At 37.2% G+C, this 25,165-nt stretch carries 16 protein-coding genes; 7 read left to right on the top strand and 9 right to left on the bottom strand.

From position 1 onward, the window contains the following. Positions 1-309: 309 nt before the first annotated feature. The 7 genes from CWB85_RS02020 to CWB85_RS01990 all read right to left on the bottom strand — a co-directional run bounded on the left by CWB85_RS02020 (position 310) and on the right by CWB85_RS01990 (position 8,557). Positions 310-669, bottom strand: coding sequence for a hypothetical protein (locus CWB85_RS02020; RefSeq protein ID WP_138553973.1), 360 nt, complete (start codon positions 667-669; stop codon positions 310-312). A gap of 552 nt (positions 670-1,221) precedes the next feature. Further along, positions 1,222-2,754, bottom strand: a complete 1,533-nt coding sequence (locus tag CWB85_RS02015) for a nucleotidyltransferase (RefSeq protein ID WP_138553972.1) — start codon at positions 2,752-2,754, stop codon at positions 1,222-1,224. After that, positions 2,751-3,689 carry a CBASS cGAMP-activated phospholipase gene (locus CWB85_RS02010; protein WP_138553971.1) on the bottom strand — a complete coding sequence of 313 codons (939 nt, stop codon included), beginning with the start codon at positions 3,687-3,689 and terminating at the stop codon, positions 2,751-2,753. The genes CWB85_RS02015 and CWB85_RS02010 overlap by 4 nt, the downstream gene beginning before the upstream one ends. Before the next feature lie 80 nt (positions 3,690-3,769). Beyond that, positions 3,770-5,335, bottom strand: a complete 1,566-nt coding sequence (locus CWB85_RS02005) for an SAVED domain-containing protein (RefSeq protein WP_138553970.1) — start codon at positions 5,333-5,335, stop codon at positions 3,770-3,772. Then, entirely contained in the window at positions 5,328-5,813 is a 486-nt protein-coding gene (locus tag CWB85_RS02000; RefSeq protein ID WP_249314762.1) for a Mov34/MPN/PAD-1 family protein, read from the bottom strand. The genes CWB85_RS02005 and CWB85_RS02000 overlap by 8 nt, the downstream gene beginning before the upstream one ends. Beyond that, positions 5,797-7,440, bottom strand: a complete 1,644-nt coding sequence (locus CWB85_RS01995; RefSeq protein WP_249314761.1) for a ThiF family adenylyltransferase — start codon at positions 7,438-7,440, stop codon at positions 5,797-5,799. Before CWB85_RS01995 ends, CWB85_RS02000 begins: the two co-directional genes overlap by 17 nt. 85 nt (positions 7,441-7,525) lie before the next feature. Further along, on the bottom strand, positions 7,526-8,557 hold the full coding sequence (locus tag CWB85_RS01990; RefSeq protein ID WP_138553968.1) for a nucleotidyltransferase domain-containing protein: 1,032 nt from the start codon (positions 8,555-8,557) through the stop codon (positions 7,526-7,528). Positions 8,558-8,757: 200 nt separating this feature from the next. Between CWB85_RS01990 and CWB85_RS01985 the strand changes: the two genes are divergently transcribed. From CWB85_RS01985 to CWB85_RS01960, 6 genes are all read left to right on the top strand, one after another. After that, complete coding sequence (locus CWB85_RS01985; protein WP_032470393.1) at positions 8,758-9,102, top strand: helix-turn-helix domain-containing protein; 345 nt, start codon at positions 8,758-8,760, stop codon at positions 9,100-9,102. Positions 9,103-9,111: 9 nt separating this feature from the next. Then, a complete protein-coding gene (locus CWB85_RS01980) occupies positions 9,112-9,927 on the top strand; it encodes an ImmA/IrrE family metallo-endopeptidase (protein ID WP_138553967.1) in 816 nt (271 codons plus the stop codon). A gap of 1,875 nt (positions 9,928-11,802) precedes the next feature. Then, entirely contained in the window at positions 11,803-12,870 is a 1,068-nt protein-coding gene (locus CWB85_RS01975; protein WP_016710373.1) for a replication initiation protein, read from the top strand. Between the two features lie 406 nt (positions 12,871-13,276). After that, positions 13,277-13,780 (top strand): RNA polymerase sigma factor, encoded by a 504-nt coding sequence (locus CWB85_RS01970; protein WP_138553966.1) that lies wholly within the window; start codon positions 13,277-13,279, stop codon positions 13,778-13,780. A gap of 16 nt (positions 13,781-13,796) precedes the next feature. Beyond that, positions 13,797-14,798 (top strand): FecR family protein, encoded by a 1,002-nt coding sequence (locus CWB85_RS01965; RefSeq protein ID WP_138553965.1) that lies wholly within the window; start codon positions 13,797-13,799, stop codon positions 14,796-14,798. 34 nt (positions 14,799-14,832) lie between these two features. Further along, on the top strand, positions 14,833-17,655 hold the full coding sequence (locus CWB85_RS01960; protein ID WP_138553964.1) for a TonB-dependent receptor: 2,823 nt from the start codon (positions 14,833-14,835) through the stop codon (positions 17,653-17,655). A gap of 57 nt (positions 17,656-17,712) precedes the next feature. Here CWB85_RS01960 and CWB85_RS01955 read toward each other — a convergent pair whose 3' ends face one another. Next, complete coding sequence (locus tag CWB85_RS01955) at positions 17,713-20,811, bottom strand: metallophosphoesterase family protein (protein ID WP_249314760.1); 3,099 nt, start codon at positions 20,809-20,811, stop codon at positions 17,713-17,715. Between the two features lie 305 nt (positions 20,812-21,116). Next, the gene (locus tag CWB85_RS01950; protein ID WP_138553963.1) at positions 21,117-22,925 is read right to left on the bottom strand and encodes a glycoside hydrolase family 43 protein; all 1,809 of its coding nucleotides are present in this window, start codon (positions 22,923-22,925) and stop codon (positions 21,117-21,119) included. Positions 22,926-23,601: 676 nt separating this feature from the next. On the opposite strand from CWB85_RS01950, the gene CWB85_RS01945 reads away from it, so the two are divergent. Beyond that, positions 23,602-25,008: a sulfatase-like hydrolase/transferase gene (locus tag CWB85_RS01945; RefSeq protein WP_016710371.1), complete on the top strand. Its 1,407-nt coding sequence runs from the start codon at positions 23,602-23,604 to the stop codon at positions 25,006-25,008. Positions 25,009-25,165: the final 157 nt, after the last annotated feature.

Genomic DNA, 25,165 nt, shown 5'->3' with positions numbered 1-25,165 from the left:
AACTGACAAAGTAATTATCTGCTTTCCACAATGTGGAAAACAGGCTTTATTTTTACAGAGTTAAATATGAGAATGTGTTTATTCCACAATGTGGAATTTGTCTTACCTTGTTCCATACAATTTTTAAGTGACGTTTCAGTGAAGTTAAATCGAAGCGTTGAAATATAATATTACGTATCTCAGGTGAGCTCTTAGTAATGCATGGGTGATAATAAAGGTATCTAAAAAAATTAAAAGTTGCAGACAAATGTCTGCACGCCCTAATGACTAAACTTTATACTATAAAAAATATAATAATTAGGCTTAGCTTCATTCTTGAAGCCATTTGTATGCTTTTTCTATGTCTAAAAAAATTCCAGAGTTTTTATCTGCATATTTTTCTAGTACTTGAACCTGAATATTATTAGAAACAACAAAAGCAGTTTTTGTACATCCTTTAATAGTGAACCAATTCCAAATTGACTGACACTTTTTAATCGTCTCAGGTGAACCTAGGACCTTTTGATCCCACATTTCTATACGCTTCCAATTTTTCGGAGCCTTATTCAAAACGGACTGCTTTAATAATGGTACATTTACATCTATACCTTCTTCGTTGAATTCATCCTCTACGATTAATTCAAAAACGTCTTTTTTCCAAGTGAAAGAAATTTTTCCATGACTGTCCATAGTATCCTTAATACTGTTTTAAATTTCACAACTCACAACATAACTATAGAGCTACACTCCTAGTTATTATTTATTTTAAACTGGGCTTCACTTTCATAATTTCATTATAGAACATGATAAAAAGTTAGCTTAATCTCCCCTACTCTAAAACTAAATAACTTTTTGCTGTGTAAGGCCGTGAGCAACACGTGAAATCTGCAAAGCTGATGAAATATTTGAGGGTATCTGCTGAAAGATTTTTTATAACTAGCAGGATTCCACATTGTGGAAAGACGGAGTGCTTACTTTTCTTTAGAATTTAAGCAAATATAACTTTTCCACAATGTGGAATTTAAAATCAAGAATGCTTAAACACACAACGCCCAACACCTTTGTGGCATAAACATTCAAGCGTAACTTGTTTCTGCCCCAAAGCGTGCCAGAGAAACTTTTGCCGTCCTTACAGAATTTCTGTCAGTTGACCAAATCTTTGTAATGTTACAACGCTTAGATTAGTTCGCAGCATAAGCGTAGTGTTTTTTGCACTTAATTCTTCTTGGAAACTCACGCTCTTCATACAGAAAATCTATCTCTAACGCTGACTACAAACTCACCAGTTCTCGCGACGCATACACGATCTTTAATGACGAATCCTTCAACCCAATGATCACCGGTGTAGGAAGTAGATTCTGTTCTATAAATTTCGCCTGAGGCCGTATTCGATTGAGGAGATATTTCGCCTCTAAGCTGCCCTACATTCGCCGCCTCTTGCCCTGTATTTACTACCTGCCAATAAACGTCGAATGGTGCAGGAACATCAGTCTTTAATTTGAACTTTAGTTCCTTTCCTTTGAGTAAATGCTGTCCAGATTTAAACTCTTTCCAATATATGTTGGATTTATAACTTGCTTTAATATCCGCTGAATATATGTTTGGAACGATAGGGTATCTCAGTTGTTCCTTATGTGGCACATTAAAGCTTAGTGCAGGTAAATTTGTTGGTTTGTATACATCAACAAGTGACTTAATAAACTTATCTTCTTCGATAAAGTTTTCAATATTGATGAAGTCGTCTCTAAGCCAACCCACCCATTGGAAAAAAGCCTTTGCTCTTGCGTTATTATCCTCATGCCATCGGTCAGCGAAGTTTTCATCTGGATTAGCTGGGTTGGGGATAAGCCACTTTCCATCAGGCGTGCGAGTTATCAATATATAGGTATTTCTTGCGTAGTAATCATTAAAAACAAAGCTATTGTTTAATTGATGAGAATGCTGATTTAAAGATGATATTAAATTTCTCAACGTGTCATAGATAGTTGCTTCATTGTTATAACAATTGGCAGCTAATACAGTAATGATCATTGAGATTGGCTTAAAGTTTTCTATATCTGATTGCGAGAATCTTACGTCACGATGTCTTTTTAATAATTGAACTGCCCTTTGTAACGGCGTTTTAACGTGAATATTGGGAACATCGTTAATTGAATTGTACAATTGTCTTTGATTGTTGAAGATACGTTGCTTCTGACTATATTTTTCTAGTTCAAATGCAGCGCCATTTCTTTCGTAAAACCATTCAGCAAATCCTTTCGGGTTGCTCGTTGTCCAAGAGTAGCGGTTTTCTTGATCTTTATTTGTAGCTGCAATTGATTGGGGTCGCGCCAATAAACTGTTTTCTGCTACTGAAGGGAGAATATCCATATGGAATCCAACACCATCATCTTCAGCATAATTGAGAGTCCAGCAGCGCTTTCCTTCATCATCTAATAATCGGGCATAAGTGCCATTCTCTCTAATACGTTGCCCAACCTGATTTTTCACAGTGGAGGCTAGTACTGCTTGTTTTAAATGCCCCAAGTTGCAGACCAAATCAATGTCATAATCTGCATCTTTACTATTTTTGAATGGGCGAATTTCTGTTCCAAGCTTAAAAGAGCCTTGAAGGTATACCTCTGGGACACGAAATGTGCCGGGATAGTTACCTTGCTCTAGATGTGTTCTCATTGAATTAAAGCGATCAATTGCTTGTTTGTATTTAGTTGGAGAGATGTCCAACTTTTTCGCCGCTGTTAACAGGGCCTCTTCCCTAGAAACTATTTGAGTCACGATACACTCCCTCCCAAGACAAAGTTACTAATCTCTTTACTTCCATATGTAAAATCCTTGTCGGCTAAACTAATCAAATTATCGATTTCAGAAACTTCATCAAGTGGGAGATCAGTATCTGACTCAAAATCAATTCTTAATATTTGCTCAGGCTTCAAATGAAGCTTTAGATAATTTAACGCGCTTTGGCTCTGAAGCGATAACATGAAATTTATGAATTTTTTATGCCGCCAGCCCGTTGCTAAACCCCAGCCTCCCTTATGCTTTAAACCATAGGCGACTTTGGAATGACCGGTGCCGATGGACACCACTTGTATATCATCATAGTTTATCCCTAGTCGTTGTTGGGCATCGATAACGGCCACTAATGCGGGGTTGTTTGCCCACAGGCCTCCATCTGATAACAAGTACTCATCAACTTTATGAGGATCAAAAAATGTTGGGGCTGAGCAAGATGCTTGAATAGCATCTTTTACTTTTACCGACTTATCACGAATAAAATCTGGGTGGTAAGGCGATTTAAATACATGGACTCCGCCGTTACCTACATCTGTTGCTGGCAGAATTAGTGGCTTGGCTACTTGCCCAAGCGTAATATCGTTAAAAACACCGTTAAGAACATTAGATAAACTGCCACTGTCATAAACACTTTCTAGCAACGGCTGCGCAACATTTTTTAGCTTCTTAAAGGGGATTCTCGACTTTTTCTTTTTGAAAATATCCACGCCATGTTCTTTGTACATGTTAACCATTTCGGCTGAGCGGATGTTACATGCAACACCAGCCGCTATTATGGAACCCGTACTAGTGCCGGCTATCATGTCGAATGACTCTAAGAGATTGATTCCAAGTTTTTCTTCAAAACATTTAAGTATGTGCGCAGGGTAAACACCACGTATTCCCCCGCCATCGATGCTCAATATCTTAAAAGTCATATGTATTCTTACTCCTCTATAAACCGCCAGTTGACCAATTTTTAGTAATGCTACAGAGTGGCTCTTCTAACGATGGCTACTCATTGAGGTATTGATAAATTAACTTTTCCTTTTACATGAGTTATCGACAGCTTAGATATCATTTCGTCTCCATCGAAGTCATATACGAGAAGCGCTGGCTGATAGAGATCGAAGGCTTGACCTACGAATACACAAGCAGCGTTAGATGCACAGATGAGCAAGTGAACACGCTCAACAGCAAATTGGTCATGAAGTTTTTGCAGTATTACATGAAGTTCACTTTTTAATTCTAACCCGTTTTCTGGATGCGGGATCGCAGCATTACCCATTTGCTTGGCTACGATTTCAATCTCAGGATAACCGAGCACTGTTGCAGTCTTTTTCATTGCTTCGGGATATTGGGTTAATGCTATAGTGATCGTGACTTCAGATGATTTTCCTATCTCGCTCTTCCAATTCACCTTGTAAGGTGTTTCTGATCGAGAATCCTGAGGCCAAACCCAGCAGTTTCCATCTCGGTATCTGAGCATTGGCGTGATTTCAGATTTATTTCCTAGGCATGCCCCTAATCCGACCAAAGCTGGCATTGGCCCAAATGCGAATAGCGCCGCTCGATATCCATAATTTTTTGTCTGATTGATTATGGCTTCTGCTTCTTCTGTGACAATTTCATCCATTTCTTTGGCAAACCGTTCAGGTTTGGCTCTGTATCGGCGTTCATTGTCACTAAGGTTATTCAATGCTCCTCTAATGCGAGTTCTTAACCTAGATAAGCTTCCTGCAATGTCTCTTGACTCCGGGGGAGAAACAACATGCCCGCCTACCGGCCAAAGAACTGAAAATACAGGAATAGGTTGGAAACTCAGTCCTTCAAGTAATTTCTCAGTATTAATTAAAAACTCCGATCGCATTTGAGTAAGTCTGGATGCAGGATAATCAGCACACGCAACTCGATCTATTAATCGGTGATGTTTGTCGCATAAAAGTAGAATATTAGTTGGCTCATTCGAAAGTTCTTCGGATAGATAAGGAATACCCCTTGGGCCATTCTCGGAAGACGCAACATTGTGAGCCAAGTATGAATAGTTACCAGATGCCCCAGTCAGATAATCAATATCCAACCTATCCCCGCAGCCTTCAAACATACAATAGCCATGACTATCACGCATAACTTGATTAATTGTCGGCTGTGTGAAATCTTTACCACGACCTTTATTAAATCGTTGTTCGATATTTCTGGAGATATAGTCAACAACGTCATTGACTGACAAGACTGTAGATTGACTAACACAGGAATCCCATATTTTTGATAGTGACTCCATTGTTCCATATTCGTCTTGAGAAAGATTTCGGCCCTGGAGGTGGCGAACCTCAAGATTATCCCCACAACCCATCAATGTTAGAGCATCCTTAAGCTCAATATCAGTTACGTTAAGTCGAAAACTGGCTCGTAACTCATGTGAATACAATATATATATCTGGTTTTTTACACGCTCATCGGTAAGTAATCCAACATGCTCCCACACAAAAGAGGTCTTAATGCTCGATAGAAACTCTGCGAGCTTGTCAATTGACTCTATGGGATAAAAACATGCTTGATGAAAAGGTAGCCTCTCGTCAGTCATCGATTTGTTCCTTAAAAATTCGTTTAAATGACCCGTTAATTTCCCGAAAGATACAGACGTCTTTCTGACCAACAATTACAAAGACTAATTCTCTGTCCGGGTTACGTTTTATGCATTTCCTCCAATCTACAATATCTATATACGATGGAGTGGGTGTTTCTTCAGGGTGAGTATGCCATGTACCCAAGTAGCCTAGTTTTCCATGCGAACTTTCGTAATAAGAATTAACCGTTTTCTGGTGGTGAGGGTCACGCATATAAAAGTTAAGTCTGGTGGCTGAATCTTCTTTCTGAGGAATAGTACAATGCTCTAGCCAAAATTCATTAGCGTCAGCGGACTGAGAGCCAATTAATGATCCAAAAGCTTCACTTCTATCACGAGACATCTGCCTGTAAGAATACCAAAGATCAATTAGCTCTTCAGAAAGGTAAATTTTTGTATCTTTTATGCCCGTAGTTTGCTTAATGAGTACAGACATCGCAGTCCTCATCAACCAAAGGTAAGTATTCAAGCGAACTGCTGAAATTGTAGTAGCGATGAGTCAGCCTGACGCTCTCTGCCATTGCATCTTCATCTAAACCCTTCCAACTAACTTTGCAGGACTTAGTTTGTTTGCCTTCCAAATACCGAATGGCCAAATTTGCTGCCATGACACCAGTTTGAGCCGAACTTGCTGCGCCATATGAGATAAATTGTTCTCCACAGCCAGCGATGTTTTTCATGGTTATCTGGTTGGGTTCGATAAAATTCATGTTCGACACTAGCCCTCTTGAACCTGTTTCTTGGCAAACGTAAGAGCACAATAAGCATCCCTCCGTACTAGGGATATCTAATGTCGCATGGCCACCAACGCCAAAACCTTCTAACCAACTGTTAATGACGACAACTTTTGAGTTGTTATCCAAAAGGTATTGTTTAAACAACCGTTCCTGGGTCGGATTTCCGATAGCAATGACGATCAGGTCAAAATCATTCATACGGTTACTGCGAGCAAACTCCATCAGTTTATCTGATTTCCATTGTGCACAAGACCATGGAAATTGTCGTTGAAGAGCGACACTTAGGGCTACGGTTTTGAATGCTCCCACCCAATGCTGTTCTAAAATATGGCGATACAGATTATTGATTTCGTATAGATCAGGATCTACTAACGTTAAATATCTGACTCCAGCAGCAGACAACTTATGCGCAATTTCACTACCTACTGAACCAATGCCTATCACGGCTACCTTTTTGTCTGCTAACGGCAGAATGCCACCACCACGTTCCACAGTATTCTCTTGATTGAATAGCCGTATAGGTACAGCTTCCAATTTCCAGTTTTTTAGCTTTTCATCTGATAGTGGTAGCGCCTTTTTGGCTTTACCGCTAAGTTTCAGTGCGAACCAAGTTCGTTCATCATTAACAGTTTTGGCGGTAAACACGACCCAATAAGCAGTTTCACGCCATTGACCGTATTTTTGTTGTAATTCACTTCTAACCTTTATCGGGAGCGAAGATATTGTATTTAGATACCATTCTTCGAGAGCATCTGAATTTTTAGGTGCAGGAGTTAGTGTCTCGATTGGAATCACAACTGCTTTTCCTGCTATGCGTCGATTATCCTTAGCTATAGACAACCGAATATCACTGATACCCGAAAGCGAATCATCAGCCGGATGAACCATATAGTGGCTTTCGATGCCAAATTGTTTGCCATCCACAGGGCTATATACCGATAACGTTTGTAGGGCTGGCCTTGCGATATTTGCCAATAAGGGTTTAAAGCTATCTGGCTCACAGATTCGCAACCATTCACTGGAGAACTCACGAAGCAATTCACTATGGTTCCAATCTGGATTTGTTATGCACTTCTCTAACAACGAGATATGTCTCCGAAGCGATTCTTCTACAACCAATAGTGGTTGTTCGAAATTTACTGACAGTGACTCTGGAGCATTAACACACACAGTGCCAATCTGAATCCCTGAATCTTCATGAACAGAGACATGAGCCAACCTGCCAATGGAATCAGGGTTAATTAAGAAAAATTCGGGCAGGCTGTAGTAGGGAGGATCTGCTACTAGCATTAATTGTATCTCATGATTAAGGATCGTAGTTTCCACTACGATCCTCTCTCCTCCAGCTACTTCACTGATTGTGCAGTAGAACCCCAGGTTGATAAGGTGCTGTTTTATTTCGCTTAGCACACTATGCCCCCTGTGACGTTCCAACTACACCAGCGCTACTGTAAGCCACTTTTTTGGCATTACTATCTTGCTCCTTTTCTGGCACTTCAAAGTCATCACCAAATAGCCCCTGCAAGATTTCACATTGTTTGCGCAAAGAGTCTTCGTTTAAAGCTTGATCAAGTTTAGCCAGCATCGTATTCAGTTTGTTATATAGCTGTGTTCCCGTATCAATACTACTGTTTTCAAAAACATTTCTATATGGTTGAACAGGTAACTGCACATTGACTTTGTACTTACCATAATCAACGCTTTGAAAATAATTGGCATTCAAAATAGCTGAAATAGTGTCGCGTAGCGATTGCAAGTCATTGACTTTACCGTCATAGCTAATAGATGGACGGAACTTGTCTTTCAACATTAGTGTAAGTCCAATTGAAAACACTTTTTTGCCAACATTTTGGCCGAACTTTTCATCCCTCCAGCGTTTTACATATCTGACCAAACGTTTAACCTGTCTGTTTTTCAGGTCTGCTGAGCCGATATACTGGCTGCTATCATTAATATGTTCTATCAGTTTTTTGGGCTCAGCAGGAGACCACTCACGGTTTTCTACATTTGAGTTCAACTTACCGACTGCCAGTTCATACTGCTGACCTCGCTTCCTGTATATGACAATATCGATATGCAGGTTTAAATTTATATAATCAGCAGTGACACAAGGCTTTTTGATTCTTGCATTTGTAAAACCGCGCTTTTCCAAGACTTTTAGTACAAGTTTTTTTACTTCAACCGGATCATTAGGAGCATTATCTGCATCAATAACAACAGCTCTATCGATATCAAAGTCAGCCACTGGGTGCTTTATGCCTGTGTGCGTGCTGAAAGATCCCTGAATAAACGTGTCTATTATTGGATAACCGGCATTTTTAAATTCATCCCTTAAATCATCGAGGATGCTAGAGTCCTTCGTCCTGGCCTCCCGATAACTATCATCCTCTCGTCCTAATTTAATTTTGTCGTGAAATTTTGAGAATTGGTTTTGCAAAGACATAGTTAGCTACCTCTTATAAATTAGTTCACTGCGTATTTCTCTAAGACAAACTCACAGGTGAACAAGGTCCGCACCTACACCTATGTCGTTCTTGCTGGCAATTAACAGAAGTTAATCAATTAACCATCGTTTATAACGATACGCCTTCTAGCCAAACATATCAACTACTGTTAATATAAAAATTAACGGAGGGTTATTTTATGGCTGACAAACTTCAGCAAGCCGCACTTATCAGTAAAAACATAAAGCACATGCGAGAATTACTTGGTTGGACACAGGCGAGGCTCGCTAGTGAGGCAGGGATAACAGCGGCTGCTCTAAGCAAGATCGAAAAAGACGAAGGCCGAATGCCGACTATTGTTGTGCTAAGAAAAATCGCTTCGGCACTAGGTGTAAAACCCTATGAAATAACGGGAGAAGATGCGCCGGAAAATTCAGGAGACAAAACTACAGAGTTCTATCGAAAGTGGGGAGAACTTGATAAGCTGCCAGAACAGGATCAGCGTATATTGCGAGAAATGATGGAACGCTTCACCAAGAAGTAAGGATTTGGTATGGAAGAACAAAAAGGAGCAAAGGAGGCCGAATCTTTACTTGAAGATCTGGGCTTTGATCAGTTACCTATCAAAGTAAATCAATTTATTAATACCATTTCAGATGAGAGCTTTCCTATCAGAGTGGAATTCCATGCATTTGTATCCGACCAATTTTTGGGTAAGGCAATCGGCAATCAAGACGGGGCAGGGATTATTATTAATAGCAATATTCCAGATTCCCGGCGGCTAAATTTCACTGCGGCACATGAAACAGGCCACGTTTGTATGCACATTATGCAGGGCCACTCTAAAGACTTTGAGTGTGGTAACTCTGAGCTTGGGGATTATTTTAAAGATCCGCTAGAACGCCAAGCTAATGGTTTTGCATCTGGACTACTAATGCCAAAGCGATTGGTTAAGCCTTTGACTGATGGCGATGTAAACTGGCATAACATCAAACAAATATCCGATTTATGCGACACCTCTTTGGAGGCTGTTTTTAGAAGACTATCATGGCTGGAGAAAGCACCTGTAGCGATGGTTATCCACCAAAACAAGCAATTTAAGCGTTTTGTTCCTACAAAGCATTTCAATTTTTATATAAACCAAACCAACTTATCCTCAGAGCAATTAGCTTCTTGTACAAATGTCAGCCAAGAGGCATTTCCTAGTGACTTTGACGTTGTAGACCCGATAGATTGGGTTACACCAGAGCGAGATGGTATGAAGTTACTGGAATTATATGCAAGCTCAATAGTACTCAAAGACGGGTTTATTTATACATTACTTAGTTACGATGATGACTGCCTAGAAGAAGTTGACACCTACTTGTAACGATTTGCAAACCTGATAGGCCGGTTACACAGTCACCGCAACAAACGTGGTTTTCTTTGAGTCGTAAACGACTGTAAGGTTAAAATTTCAATACGGGACATAGTGTTGATTGGGATCTCAAAGATACCCATTTAGGAGTTTGCTTTTCTATTGCTTTAAGAGGGCAGTATCCCATAGAATTTTTCTTTGAAATTGACGAATTAGATTTAAGACTTTAACTCATATTTGTCCAAAAATGAGTTAGATTGACCGTCTGAATTCACAACTCAAAGCCACCTTTCCCCTAACGCTTGTATACAGTAGTAGTTCTATCAATAGCTTTAACAAGCTTACATGCCAAATATCAATATCTAGCTATATATCGCACGAGTTGAATCCTTAACGAGATAGGGTAGGGGGTGTCAGCTTTATTAGAAAGCTTGCTATATTTGACCACTTCTTTGTTTAATTACTTTCAGTATTAGTGCTCGCCATAATTTTTATAGCCACATTTGGGCATGAAGTTGTTTATTCCACATTGTGGAATATAGTGAAATCCAACTAAACGTAATGGATTAACCCTATGCACTTATCTATCAATATAAGTTTGAACCGCAATAATGATGATAATTTGAAAATAGGGGAGGGTGCTAAAAACTACCAGCTATAAATAAACTTTCCACATTGTGGAATGACTTAACTCGCTTTTGACTTTAATTATCGTTGTACTAGATATGCTTCTCTACAGTGCTACAAATGATGCAACTCTAAAAATGGTATCATTTGCTTTGACCATGTTTTAAGATAACAGTATTCTGGTGTAGTACACCAGAATACTGTTATCTTAAAATGAGTGCTTACTCAAACAATACAATTCATTTTTGATTTGGCGTAAAACAACTCTACCACATTATCAAAACACCAGAATTATGTGTTTTTCCTTTTGAACATACCTTAAAGCTGGTGTTACACACCAGTTTTACGTTATTTATTAGTTTAAATACCAGAATGCTGTTATCAAGCACCAGAATAAAGTAACCATTTATGATCCTAATGGCTTGAACCAATGACAAACACCACTTTCGAGGTATCTTAATAAGTATTTACCAGTAATATGTCATTTATAGCTTAAAAAACATTCGCTTTAGATTTTAAAGTTACATAAAACTGGTTATTACACCAGAATCAAGTTATCTAAAACGCTAAAACCACCAGAATGATGTTATCTAAGTATGTAAAGTCAATAGAACTTAAGGTTTGGCACCAGATTTATGTAGTCTAAAACAAATGAAAGCCAGAATAGTGTTATTTAAAGTAGGCTTTAACCGCAATTTAACTTTGAGATTAGAGTAAATGGCCACTCAAGTTACCAAACACACCATAAATATGTAATCAAAACCGTTTAGATGACACTTTTCTGGTCTAGAACACCATGAAAGTGTATTCATAAATATGTACACATGACAGATAAAATCGTTTTTAAACCTAAAAACAGCACGATAGGCTAGTACCGGTGAATTTACGTTACATAAAAGTGGTGTATTACACCATTTTTATGTAAACATAGAAATCAAAAACAAATTACTAACCACCTCTAAAAATAAAATATATAAACTTAAAATCAATTACTTATATAAAAACCTAGCCCTGGGACTATAAACTGTAAGGAAAGGACGCCATAGAGTGATATTCATGATCCAAATATAATGACACATTTATGGTGAAAAGCCGGTTTGTTTACACTTTTATGGTGTAACTCACCACTTTTATGTGCTCTTAAGATTAAAAACACCATAAAAATGTATTGATAGCTTTTATGTTTACATATTTCTGGTGAAAAAAACCAGTATTGTGTACACTTAATAATTATGAATACAGATTTGTGGTGATAGCCGGATGACCAAACAGTTAAGTAATAAGCCAATTTCACGAAATAACTTGCCTAAGCACATCAAGCAAGGCCATAAACTCGTGTTTAGCCGTAAAGATCTATCACAACGTGAAGCTGATTTGTTTGCGTTAATGATGGCTCAAATGAAAAGCGGCGACTGGGCAAATACAACACCACAATATACTTTCACCGCAAGCCAATTGTCTGAATGGCTTAAGATCGACTCAAAACATGTTGGTTCGATTCTATCTCCTGCCGCTGAGCGTCTTTCTAGCTATAAGATAGGTATTAAAGTCGAGAACGAAGATGGCGACGAAGACTTTGATTACAAACCATTATTCAAACGTATTAGGTATAAAAAAGGGCTACTGACCATGGTACCAAACGATATGCTAGAGAGTGAGTATATCGAATACCGACAAGGCTTTGCGTTGATCACAACAAAAACTTACCTTGATATTAAACAAGAGTATGCAAAGCGCCTGTATGAGATTCTAAGCCGCTTTAAGAAAGATGGCTATGAGATGCATTTCATTAAAATTGAAGAGCTTAAAGGCCTATTTGGGCTGCTAGATGAAAAAGGTAAATTAAAGAAAAACAAAGCTTCGTTCGCTAACAACGGCGTATTTATGAAACGCTGCATTAGAGACAGTATTGAAAAGCTGAGTAATCACCCTATAGCCAGAAAAGAGTTTTTATTTTTAAATAGTGAAAACAATGAAGTAGGGTATGAATTAAGAACTCAAGGTAAAAAAATATCAGAAATTAAGTTCTTAGTTCGCTGGGTAGACAAAGGGACTGTAGAAGAGCTTAATACTCATGATGCTTTAAAAATAGTTAAAGAGCTTATTTCTAAACAAGTGACCAGTAAGCAAAAGCTTTCACCGGCTGAATTAACACAATTAATGCTGGCATATAGGTATTTAGGCCAAGATGAAGAAGCTGATAGAGTTGAAAAAGCGCTACAAGCATTTCAAAAGTCAGAGCCTGAATTTGAAGAATATGAAGAAGAGAAAGGTGTTAAAGACGAGCTAGCGTCAATAATGCAATTAACAAAAGATATTGAGTACTAAATCACACCATAAAGGTGTTATCTTAATACCAATTTGCTGATCAGTAACACCAATATTGTGATCAACTTGACCAGTAAAATGATCTAAAACACGAGTTTTGTGATCAACAACGCCATAAATGTGATCTAAAAGGGCCTTAAAATTACTTAAAATCAGTATGTTACAAGGCCTATAGATCTAATATTATTTATAGTTCTTTATACTAATAATAGAATTTATAGCGTGTGTGGATATGTTGATAACTATTTTCAACATATAAATTAGACTTTCAAAAACCTAAAGCTGCTAACTATCTCTACTAAACACTTTTTCAATACTCTCAATAAATATTGTAATTAAAAAGTCATAATTAAAGACTAAAATTAATACTGTAGATCTTCATAAATTATAAAAATAATGAAATTTCATGTCATTCAATTCTAACCTATCATTTCAAGAACTATTCGATAAGAGCATGATGGATCGTGTAAAAAGGTTCATTACACATAGAAGCTCAAATGTTAGTAATGCTGAAGACTTACTCCAAGAAACATTGGTTAAAGCATTAAGTAGAAAAAAATCCACAGAGATTGAAAACATTAATGCTTATATAAACCAAGTAGCTAAATCGGTTATTTGTGATAACTGGGAACGCTCAAAGGATCAAGAAACTATAGAATGTACTGATCAACTAATTAGTAATAATGACAACCCTGAATTAATTGCTATAAATCAACAGAAACTTAAACAGTTACACATTGTATTAGATTCATTACCTGAACTCAGACGGAAAGTATTTATACTACGTCGTGTTGAAGGCTTAAGTTATGATGAAATAAGTGAACAACTTGAAATAAGTCAAGATGCTATAAAGAAACATATAACTAGAGCCATGACACAAATTACATTACATCTTGATAAGTATAATTAAGCTAGGCGCACGTACAGTGAATCATAATGGACTTCCAGTGATGAAAAAAAATAACGTAGAAGAAGCAGCTAACTGGATTGATAAACTGCATGAATTAAACAATGTTGAAAAACAAGAATTAATTGTTTGGTTACAAGATAGAGATAATAAAATTGCATTTGATAAAATGGCCAAGATTTTTGGTGATGATGAAATAAAAGCTGCTTTACATAGTTATTCTAATGAAAGTAATTCCAATAAAAATAAAAATAAAATAAAATCAAATATTTATAGTTTTCCTGTAAAAGTAGGGCTTGCTGCATGTTTTGCTGCCTTTGCAATAATTTCCTATGTATCAATTACTCCTGAACAGCTTAACTTACCTAATCAATCAATATCAGTTTTAAATACGACAGAGCAAAGCAAGACTGTTAACTCCCAACTAGGCGAAAGAATATCAACGTTATTGCAAGATGGCTCTTTTGTACATTTAAATGCTGATAGCGACATAGACGTTTTATTTAAATCGAAATCTAGACACGTAGTTTTTAATAGAGGACAAGTTTTTTTTGATGTAGCAAAAGACTCTGAACGACCATTCTTAATAGAATCAAATCAAGCCACTATTAAAGTATTGGGTACGTCTTTTGATGTTGAGAAAAATCATGAAAATACAGTAGTTACAGTGTATGAAGGCAAGGTATCAGTAACAGCAGGAAAAACAGTTACTTTAATTCCGCCACAGCAGGCCATAGTTAAAGGCAATGAGATAATTGTAAAAAATAACCTCAAGTTAAACCAATTACCAGCTTGGAGAACAGGGTGGATTGAATTAAACCAGCAACCATTTTCTATTCTTATTGATAAACTGCAAAGTTATAGTGCTAAAAAAATTATTATTAGTAACCAACTTGATAAAACAATAATTAGTGGACGATTTAAGCTAGATACCCCATACGAAAGTATTCAATTAGTTGCTGCAACTTATGATTGGTCTGTGTCTGAAGATGATACTCATATTTACATCCAATCTTCATAGAGTATCGTAAATTGGCTCTTTAAGAGGCAGAAAAATGGATTTTAAAATTAAAGGGTTTTGTAAAATCTACTTTTTCTTGCTTTGCTCAGTATCCACTTACTCCGCTGAAGCAAACACCAGATCAATATATCTTCCCGCAGGTGACTTGGAACAAGTATTACAAGAAATAGCTCTCAAATTTGGCGTTTCGTTTAGTTACGACCCAGCTTTAATCAAGGGTAAATCTAATGTGTTATTAAATGGACGTTACACATTAGAAGAGTCACTAAAGCTGATTTTAACTGAGCATAACATTACATACGAACTGCAAAATAATGGCTTTATACTCTATAAAAAACCAAACAAATCAGCACAACCTGTTATTGAAGAGATAACAGTCATCAGTAGTTTTAATCAAATAAGTGAAGAGTTAACACTCGCTCCCAAAAATATCATTGATAGCCTTTCATTTGAGGAGATCAAGCGAACCCCGAGTACCAATTTAGCTGAGGCTATACAGCAAATGTCAGGAGTGACAATTACTCGTGAATTAGGAGAAGGCAAAAAAACATCAATTCGTGGAGGTACCCCTGATTTTAGTTTAACGACACTAAATGGCATGCCGGTGTTAGCAAATAATGATTCCCCTATGGATAGTCGTATTCAAAAAGAAAAAGATCGCAGCTTTGATTTAAATATTTTACCTGCAGAGTTATTTAGATCTGTGAGTGTAAATAAAGCTTATTCTGCATCATCTTTACCCGGTGGTATCTCTGGAACGATAGAACTTGATTTGATAAATCCGTCAGATTTAGACGATTTTTATTTCTATATTTCACCGCAAATTGGCTTTAATGATTACTCTACTGAGCTGGCTAAAAATATTTCTTCTATTGTTTCTAACTCATGGGGGAATTGGGGAGCACTTGCGAGCATCACTTATTCACAAAGAAGTTCAGAAGAGCAGGGGGCAAACACTTTTAGATGGCGAAATATAGCCTTTAACGATGTTGATTTATCAGCCCTTTCGCAACAGGAAAATGATAGTTTAAAAAACGGGGATTATATTATACCTAGAGGAAACCGTTACTCTGTATGGCAGGCAAACCATGAACGGCTCGGTGCTAACTTATCCCTTGAATATAATAATGAAGATACTCACATAGATTTAGATATCCTTACAGGTTATTTGAAAGGAAATAGATATGAATTCCACGTTTACCCTAGAGGCGAAAGTTCCACACCAATTATTAATAATTTATCAGTGATCACCGATATTGAGGTAAATGAGTATAACGAATTAGTGTATGCTAATTATGAGCAAGCAAACGTTTCTACTGAAAGCCGAGCTCAGTCAATTGAAACTACGTATGAACAAAGTACTCTTTCTATAAGTAAAAACTTAACAAAAAAACTAAAATTTAATGCTTTATTAGGTGTAGAGTTATCCGAATATAACATCCCTTATAGTAATAAGGTTTACACCCGTGGGGTGAGCGATGTTTCAATAGACTATAGAAAGACCCCTTATTACGCAGATATTCAATACAGTGAGAACTTAGAATCCTTAGATATGTGGGTATTCGATCATGGTGACTTAGAAGCGTATGGTTCAAGTAATAAATACTACTTTGCTCGAGTTGACTTCAATTACCTTGTAAACAACACTTTTGAGCTCCAATTTGGCGCAGATTGGGCTTCGCATAAAAGCAAAATTGCGAATAAAAAATTAAATGATATCGCTCTACGTGGAGATTCCGGAGCATCTATTTATTTAAATGAAGTACCTAGCGATCTTACTATTACTAAAAACCCACATAACAAGCTGAAATGGTTAAAATTACACACTAATGACACCTTACAATTTTTTGGGCTTGACCCTTATAGGATTGAACAAAATATAGGTCAAACTAGTTATGAAAATGAGGCTGTCACTGAATATAGCCAAGGTTTATATACCTCGTTAAATATTTCATTGGAAACCTGGATAACCAATGTGGGTATTCGTTATCAATCTGATCATATTACTTCTATTAAATCACCATTAACACCTATCACTTACGGTGTGGTTTTACCGACAATAAATGCCGCTTTCTCTATAAATGATGACTGGCAGATGTACTTAGGTTATTCAAAAAACTATTCAAAGCCAACGTTAGAATCCTTAGATTTTTATGGTAATGCTCACTTAACAGAACATTCAAAGTACGTCTTTAACCCTGATCTTAAGCCTTACATTTCTGATAACACTGATATATCTTTTAACGGACAAGTTGGTGCTAATAAAGCATTGGGCATTTCATTTTTTTACAAAGACATTAAAGATTACATCGTTACTAAATTAATAAATGATAATAGCTATAACAACAGCTCAGAAGCTCTTATTTGGCATGATAATGCAGAGAGAGCCTATCAATGGGGGAGCGAGGTTAGCTTTAACTATTTGCTAAAAAATACTTATTGGGGTTTTAGTATAAATGCCTCTTATAACGAAGGAAAAGTTACGTATTATGACCCTGCAACCGGTCTGCCGCTTTTTAAAAAGCAGCTACCGTACCTGTCAGACGTAACGGCATCAGGATCAATCTTTTATGATAGCCCTAAGGCATTGTTTAAGTTATCTACTGTCTATCGTGGTAGTTATATAGAAAGAGCGGGCGAAATATTAATTGATGAAGATGAAACCGGGTTTTTACCGACGACATATTTCAATGCTTTTTTTAGCTATACATTTATGGATAATTGGCAAGTAAAGTTAAGTGCATTCAATTTAACTAACGAAGAAGTCCGCCAGTACAGCAATTCCAATTACCGTGCTAGTAATACAACAACGAGTGGCAGAAGTGTCTATTTTGGTTTTAGTTATAATTACAAGTAGGGCTGTTTTCTGGTGGGGTTAAATAAGCCCTGAAGCTAACTCCAGGGCTGTATAATTTTACTTTTCAATTACTGCAAATTTACCATCTGTATGGATAAAACCCCAAATCACATTAGCTGACTTAGAATATCCCCAGTAACGTTGTTGACAGCCATTAATAGCATAACCACCTTCTGGGTGTTGCTCGGCAAGTCTATAGTGGACTGAGTAATGGTCTGAGTAACCTGTTTCAATATAACACTCAGGGCTAAATGCTGGTACCCATTGATTGATTTCAGTGTCATATCGGCCAACAGTTAATGTTTCTAAATCTTTACTTTGTGGTGCCACGATACTGATAGCCATTGCATCTGCAAAATCTAGATTATCGTTATTATATCTGTTATTCCATGAGTCACTATCACCACAGCCTGCTTGATAATCACTGGCGCTGGTGTCACCACTTAATGAAGCTTCTAAATCACGGCCTTTATTAAGTACACCATCACGAGAGACATGCGTGGCGTTTAATACTTCACAACCACTGCGGTTAATATAAGTCAGTGACTCTGGTGAGGTTGTATCGATAGAGCCAAACTCGTTAAATTTAGTACCATCTTGGTTTTGGTTACCGCTGATATATAAAATATCAGATAAAGTCACGTCACTTGTATCAGTAAACCAGCTAAGAGTTACAAGCTCTCTCAACATTTCCACGCGGTTAATGTTTGCAGCATATGAGGTATTGTACGTCATATTGTAGCCATCAATGATGGTTGCTTCGGTGCCTATGTAGCCTTCTTCAGTAGGGGCTTTACTATGTAAAAAGTAGTTTTCATTAGGCTCAACAACGCGCTTCGTTGCATCTTTCGTATATGAGGCTTCATCTACAGCTACCCATCGTATGTTTTCACATACTTTGGTGGTTTCTACAGACCCTTTTACCATAAAGTCACCCTCATAATGACACCATTGGTTTGTGTCTTTATCGTAATGAGCACCTAAGTTCATATCTACTTCAGATAAATTATGTTCGGCATAATAGTTAGTTGTTTTCATTTGACGGCCGTTTATTTCAACGACGACAAAAGAGATACCTGCGGCTAGACCATTTGTTGACTCTGCATATTTCAAACCATTGCTATTCACATAACTCTGAACTGTATCTTCACGAACGAAGTTATCAATATATAAGCTTGTTTCATACTCTTCTTGACTACCATAAAGGTTTTCATAGGACTTCCATGAGGCACTACCACCTACAATTTGGGTGAAACCATTTGACGTATCTTTATGTTTTTTATCGGTATGAATAAGGCTACGCGTATATTGGTGATCGTGCCCTGAAATATATGTAACTTGATAGTCATTAAATAGAGTTAATACATCATTGGCTAACCCTGGTGCAGAGTCATCTTGAAGTAACAAGTAACCTAATTGTCCAATATCATAACCATCTACATTAGGTTCTTGGTTTTCTTCTAAAGCACTTATGGCTTCTTCTAATATTGCTGATAAGCGAGTTAACTCTGCTTGTTCAACATTATTGCTCACTGCTGCGTCATAGTTTACTTGAGCAAGATCTGCGGCTGCTTGGAGTGCTCTTTCAGTCGCTTCATATGCTTCATATTGTTCTACTTGGTAAGTTTGTGGGCGCTTTTTAGTTGAAAGAGGTTCATGGCCAAACGCTACAATGTGGTCCACATTTTCAGCATTTGCAGTAATTACTTCTTGTAGCCATTTATATAAAGTTAACCATGTACCTTTAAAGGTGCTGTTATGAATATCTGCAAAGTAAAAGTCTAACCCAATAAATAGCGTGTTATCTTTTACAAAATAATAGACCAGATCTTCTAATCCTGGGTAACCAGTAATAACACCTTTATCTAAATGGTCTTTAATAATTTTGCCAGTGTAAGCTTGGTATAATGCATAACCCTGATCAAAATCTACTTGGTTTTTACCTTCATATGGGTTGATATCATTGTAAACGTTGTTCACAGATTGACGTTCCCATTCCTGAGTGTTTTTGAACCATGAAGGCCAATTACGTCCGTTAACAATCTCGTGATTTCCTCGCACTGGGAATAGGTCAATTCCTGCATTCTGTAGTGGCGAAGCTACTTTATCCATCCATTGAACATAATCTGATTCTGCTCTGTATTCCGTGATATCACCGGTTGCTAAAACAAGGTCAACATCAAGCTCAATCATTTTGTCTGCAACAGCTTCCACTAGCGGTACAGGCAGTATTTTCCAATCCGGCCCAAAGTCTTTTCTATCTTCAGGGCTAACAACGATTGGTGCACCAGCACTATCTGTTTCAATGTAAGGTTGCAGAGGATCTTCTACATTGACTAAATAGCTAATGCCATCTTCATCCCAATCACCTGGTTTAACACTGTCTGCTTGGCTTTCAGTACCAGCGTCGTAGAAACCATCACCGTTAAAGTCAACACCAAGCCACTCACATATTGGGCTACCATTTACGCTAACATCATTGCCATTTTTGTCCACGCAAACATAGGCTTTCATGTTATCGTCATCACGGCCTTGGGTATCTGGAAAAATAGCAAAGCGCCAAACTTTATCGCTCTCTTCTGCTAAGATATTAGCGCCCGATGTGCTATTAAGGCCTAAAACTGGTTTTTGCTTAGTAAGCTGCTCAATGATTGTTGTTAATGAGTCAATCTTAGCTTGAAGGGCATCTATGTCAGCACCTGAATCTGTTGTCAGCGAACTTAGTTGATCTGTTAAAGCTGCTATTTCTTCTTTTAATGCTGTTACATCTTCATCTGAAGCTGTAATGCTGTTATTTAGCTTTAAGGTAAGATCAGCAATATTTTTTTGTATTAATTCACTTTCTAATTGAGTCAGCTCATTACTTTCACTTAATTGTGTTGCTAATAAGTTTAGCTCTGATTTTAACGCTTCAACCTCTTCGTCAGGCAGGTTTGTTAAACCATCTAACTGAGCCGTTAAAGAATTAATTTGAGATAACATATCTGATACTTGCTCATCGCTTAATGAGTTTTCAGCATTAACAGCGGCTAGACTTGCTTCTAGTTGAGCAACTTGTTGTTCTAGGCTATTTATTTCATCTTTATTATCATCAAAGCTACAGGCAGATAGCACAGCTGCAGCGGCTAAAGTGAGGGTAAACTTATGTAGTTTCATTACGTTTCCTTGATAAAAGTGAAGAGAGAAATTTCTCAACTACACCACTCGACCTCGAAAACTCAATTAGGTGGACAAATTATATTTTTTATTTTTATCCTGTAATTTCATATAAATGCAATACTTATCATATAAAGAAAAGTTGATTTTCAGTCACGATTTAAAAATTGGGAAAGAAGAGCCTTTAAATTTATGACACGGTAGTAATAGTGTATTCCACAATGTGGAAAATACATTTTTGGGTAGGAAAGAGATGAAAAGTTGAAGTCGCTCCCTCTGAAAAACAAAGGGAGCAATGAAATTTACTAATTTTTAAATACTTGTGAAGAAGCCGCTTTTGGGCCATCGTAATCATATTTAAACCAATCAACATCTATGTAACCAGCATCCTCTTTTTCATTCCATGAGAAGAAACCTAAACGGTCACCAGTCCATTTACCAAAAGCTATAGTGAATGTTGGTCCAAATGCTTTAAAGCTCTTTCCATCAAAGCTGTATTCATAAGTAGCCTGATTTCGAGCGTTAGATGTTCGAACAAATAATGTATCGCTGGTTAATTCTGGGCCTATAGTTTTTTCACTCATTCCATTCATATAAAATAGATGCTTCTTGCCTTGCTCATCCATTTCAACACCTAGAAGATTAAAAACCCCACCATATCGAACAAAGCCAGCTAATTGATTTGGTTTCATACCTGATATATCAAATTTAGCAACAGCTGTGCCTGTTGTGATCCCCATCATTCTTTGACTAAGAGTATTGCTTGCTCTCCAAAAATCACCATCAGAGCCGTCATTATTAGTCCATTCATTGATCTTTGGACCATGACCTTCTTTATTAGGTAATACTTTACTGGCTTTTAGACGTAACCAGCCTGGACGCTCAGTTAAAGACCAATGGCTATCTCTAGGATTATGGTTCCACTCCCATTGCAACCCTAATTTTGTTGATGAAAAATCATCGTCACTTTTAGGGGCTGTGATAGGGTAACCATCAATAGGTTTTTTGTAGCGTTTAACTGGTTCGCCAATACCATCATTATCTTCGTCAACACCAATAATTGGCCAACCATCAACCCAAGTAACAGGTTCTAATACCTGAGGTCTACCTTGGAATGGAATATCATCATTTTGAATTAGCTGATGCATATACCACCAAGAACCGTCAGGGGCTTGCATTAGACCACCTTGGCTAGCACTGCGGTTATTGAATTCAGATCCTTTTTCTAAAACAGTTTTCACTTCGTAAGGGCCGTATATACTTTCTTTTGAACGAAGTACTAATTGTTTTCTGTCATTTTTAGGATTTTTAACACCAGGTTTGGTGGATTTATCGCCCATAGTCCACTGAGCCATAAAGATGTACCAAGTACCATCAATTTTATAAATTTTGGCCGCTTCTGCGCCTAAGCCGGTATGAACTAGTTTGCCTTCATCTAGAATTTTTGTTCCATCCCAGCTCATTTCATAAATACGGTTTTCATTACCTTCTATTTTATTGTCAGAAGACTTTTGTTTTGCACCAGTATTAATGATTACATAAGCTTTTCTTGTTTCTTTATCCCAATAAACAGCAGGATCATCGAGTACATCAGCTTTTGGCAACATCATTATTGGCTCACTCCATGGGCCTTCAATATTATCAGCTGTTGTGACCATTAAACCGTGTTGATAATCTATCTGATATACGTACCACTTTCCTTCGTGATATGCGATATCGCCAGCCCAAGTACCAAATGAATAACCGTTCATGCGATCCCAATTATACTCAGGAGCCCATGATAGCTTAGGAAATGCATGCCCAACGTTGGTCCAATTCACCATATCTTTCGACTTTAGGATAGGCATGCCTGGAGACATATGTTGTTTAGAAGTGATCATATAGTAGGTATCACCAACTTGCTCTATATCTGAGTCCGGGTAATCTGCATTTAATATTGGATTAATATAAGTACCATCCCCCTGATCGCCAAAACTACCTACTTGTGCAGGGACTTGTTCTTTTACATAGGACGTTGTTGACTCACTGTCTACATGAGCATTACAACCGGATAGAGCTGCAACTAGTGATAAAGTTAATGCACTTAGCTTTGTACTTCGTAATGTAATTTTCATAGTTTCTACTTTTCTTGTGTGTATAATGATTTATTTTGATTGTTTTAGCTTAATTTTGATAACTGTTTAAGTCAACCATCAAAAAATCTAACCTCTATTAATATTGAAATTAACATAATTGAGTGAATTACACGCAAAAGGTTTGTTTAGATATAGCTAACTCTGTGAAGTTAAGGGGTTATCTTGAATTGAGAAAAGTATATAAATTAATTGAGTGTGTATTTTATTTTTTGCTAGGAGCCTTTGAATTTATGACTTTTTTATAAGTGACGGTTAAAGTTGGGCGATCTGTGTGTCACTGTTTTAGAAAGGTAGACGCATCATTTTTAGTTAATATAACTTGTCAATATTGTGTTTTTTGTGTGAGAATCGTCATTATCGCTCACAATTTGTCTTGGTCGCTCAATTTAACTTAGTGCTTTCGAGTTGATTAATAACAGGGGGTGGCAAATATAAATAGCCACAACTTATTAATTTTCAACAAAATAGTCAAGTTTCGCCAATTCAAAGTTAACAAAAACCGAAATCAGTGTGGAAGAATGTTTTACTAAGAATGGGCTTAATTAAAGTATTTGATCTTATTTTTATATTATTGGTACTGCGATAACTATGATGGGTTTCATACTTTAGTTCAAATAGACATTTTAATTTTTCTACAGAAAATTAAGGAATAAAAATGATAAAAAACACACACAAGTTATTAGGTGTTGTAGGTTGCCTACTATTAGGTTTATCCAAACCTGTATTTGCAACTGAAAAACCAAATATTATCTTTATCTTAACTGATGACCTTGGCTTTAATCAGGTTGGGGCATATGGTAACACCCCAATCAAAACCCCAAATCTAGATAATATCGCTAACAACGGTATTCGATTTGACCAAGCCTATGCAGGCAACACTGTTTGTTCTCCATCAAGAGTATCATTGTTTACTGGTCGTGACGGTCGCTATATGACTAACAACTCTAATACAGTTCAATTAGAAGAAAGTGATATTACGGTTGCACATGTATTGAAGTATGCAGGTTATGATACTGCATTATTCGGAAAATATTCGATTGGTTCACAGATGGGCGTTACTGATCCATTAGCGATGGGCTTTGATACTTGGTACGGAATGTATTCTATATTAGAAGGCCATCGCCAATACCCGCAAATTTTATGGCGTGATGGTAAAAAAATACGTATTACAGAGAATGAAGGTGGCAAAAAAGGGGCTTATGCGCAGGAGTTATTTGCCAATGAAGCGATTGACTATATAAATCAAAAACGTGAAAACCCATTTTTTGTTATGTTAACTTTCTCTTCTCCACATGCTGAGTTAGCTGTACCGGAGAAATACAGCAAGCAATATTCTTTTAAAGAAACACCATACACAGGTATGTCTTCTGGAAAACCAAGTGATAAATATGCAGCTTACTACCCTGAGCCGGTAGCAAAACCTAATGCTACTTTAGCGGGCATGGTAAGTGCATTAGATGATTATGTTGGTCAAATAACGAAGGCGCTTGAGAAAAAAGGCATCCTAGATAACACGCTGATTGTATTTACGTCTGATAATGGGCCGCACGATGAAGGTGGAGCTGATCCTGAGTATTTAAAAGCAGCCACACCTTATAAAGGACAAAAGCGTGATCTTTATGATGGTGGGATCCACGTTCCTATGCTTGTTCAATGGCCTGACAAAATCAAAAAGTCTCGTGTTGATAATACTCCATGGTTATTTGCAGACGTCTTGCCAACTTTAGCTGATATTACGGGTGTTGATCTTAATATTATTCCACGAGTTAGGACTAATGGTGTGTCTATTAAAGGGCTCCTTAATGATAAGCCTGAGCCGCAGCCTGAGCGTGTGCTGTATTGGGAATTTGCTAAACAAGTGGGTGATCCAAACTCCGGGATAATTGGTGATACATACCAAGCTGCCCGCAAAGGTGATTATAAGGCTGTTCGCTATGGCTTTGATGCAAAGGTAGAGCTATACAATATCATTAAAGATCCTGGTGAGAAAAACAACCTTGCTTCAAGCAATAAAGCACTTACAAAAGAGTTTTTCGAGCTTTTTGAAAAGTATAAGGACTAAATAAATTTGTTTTAATCATTGTGGTGGGGCAACCACCACAATGACGTTTTAATAAATCCAGGTCCTACAATCTAAGGTAGATTGTAGTTCGGCACATTTTTACTCTATCTCATCCATTAATATATCTTTAATCTTTATCGCTCAAATTGTTGCAAAT

The sequence above is a fragment of the Pseudoalteromonas sp. S1727 genome (genome assembly GCF_005886375.1).
Classification (GTDB): Bacteria; Pseudomonadota; Gammaproteobacteria; order Enterobacterales; family Alteromonadaceae; genus Pseudoalteromonas; species Pseudoalteromonas haloplanktis.
The sequence above is the reverse complement of the archived record's forward strand: the minus strand, read 5'-3'. Positions and strand labels throughout refer to the sequence as shown.

Bases quoted from the DNA above. Each gene is read 5' to 3' on its own strand.
- CWB85_RS01960 (WP_138553964.1), top strand. From the start codon at position 14,833: ATGGATTTTAAAATTAAAGGGTTTTGTAAAATCTACTTTTTCTTGCTT.
- CWB85_RS01950 (WP_138553963.1), bottom strand. From the start codon at position 22,925: ATGAAAATTACATTACGAAGTACAAAGCTAAGTGCATTAACTTTATCA.
- CWB85_RS02000 (WP_249314762.1), bottom strand. From the start codon at position 5,813: ATGTCTGTACTCATTAAGCAAACTACGGGCATAAAAGATACAAAAATT.
- CWB85_RS01975 (WP_016710373.1), top strand. From the start codon at position 11,803: ATGACCAAACAGTTAAGTAATAAGCCAATTTCACGAAATAACTTGCCT.
- CWB85_RS01970 (WP_138553966.1), top strand. From the start codon at position 13,277: ATGTCATTCAATTCTAACCTATCATTTCAAGAACTATTCGATAAGAGC.
- CWB85_RS02005 (WP_138553970.1), bottom strand. From the start codon at position 5,335: ATGACTGACGAGAGGCTACCTTTTCATCAAGCATGTTTTTATCCCATA.
- CWB85_RS01945 (WP_016710371.1), top strand. From the start codon at position 23,602: ATGATAAAAAACACACACAAGTTATTAGGTGTTGTAGGTTGCCTACTA.
- CWB85_RS02010 (WP_138553971.1), bottom strand. From the start codon at position 3,689: ATGACTTTTAAGATATTGAGCATCGATGGCGGGGGAATACGTGGTGTT.
- CWB85_RS02020 (WP_138553973.1), bottom strand. From the start codon at position 669: ATGGACAGTCATGGAAAAATTTCTTTCACTTGGAAAAAAGACGTTTTT.
- CWB85_RS01985 (WP_032470393.1), top strand. From the start codon at position 8,758: ATGGCTGACAAACTTCAGCAAGCCGCACTTATCAGTAAAAACATAAAG.
- CWB85_RS01955 (WP_249314760.1), bottom strand. From the start codon at position 20,811: ATGAAACTACATAAGTTTACCCTCACTTTAGCCGCTGCAGCTGTGCTA.
- CWB85_RS01990 (WP_138553968.1), bottom strand. From the start codon at position 8,557: ATGTCTTTGCAAAACCAATTCTCAAAATTTCACGACAAAATTAAATTA.
- CWB85_RS01980 (WP_138553967.1), top strand. From the start codon at position 9,112: ATGGAAGAACAAAAAGGAGCAAAGGAGGCCGAATCTTTACTTGAAGAT.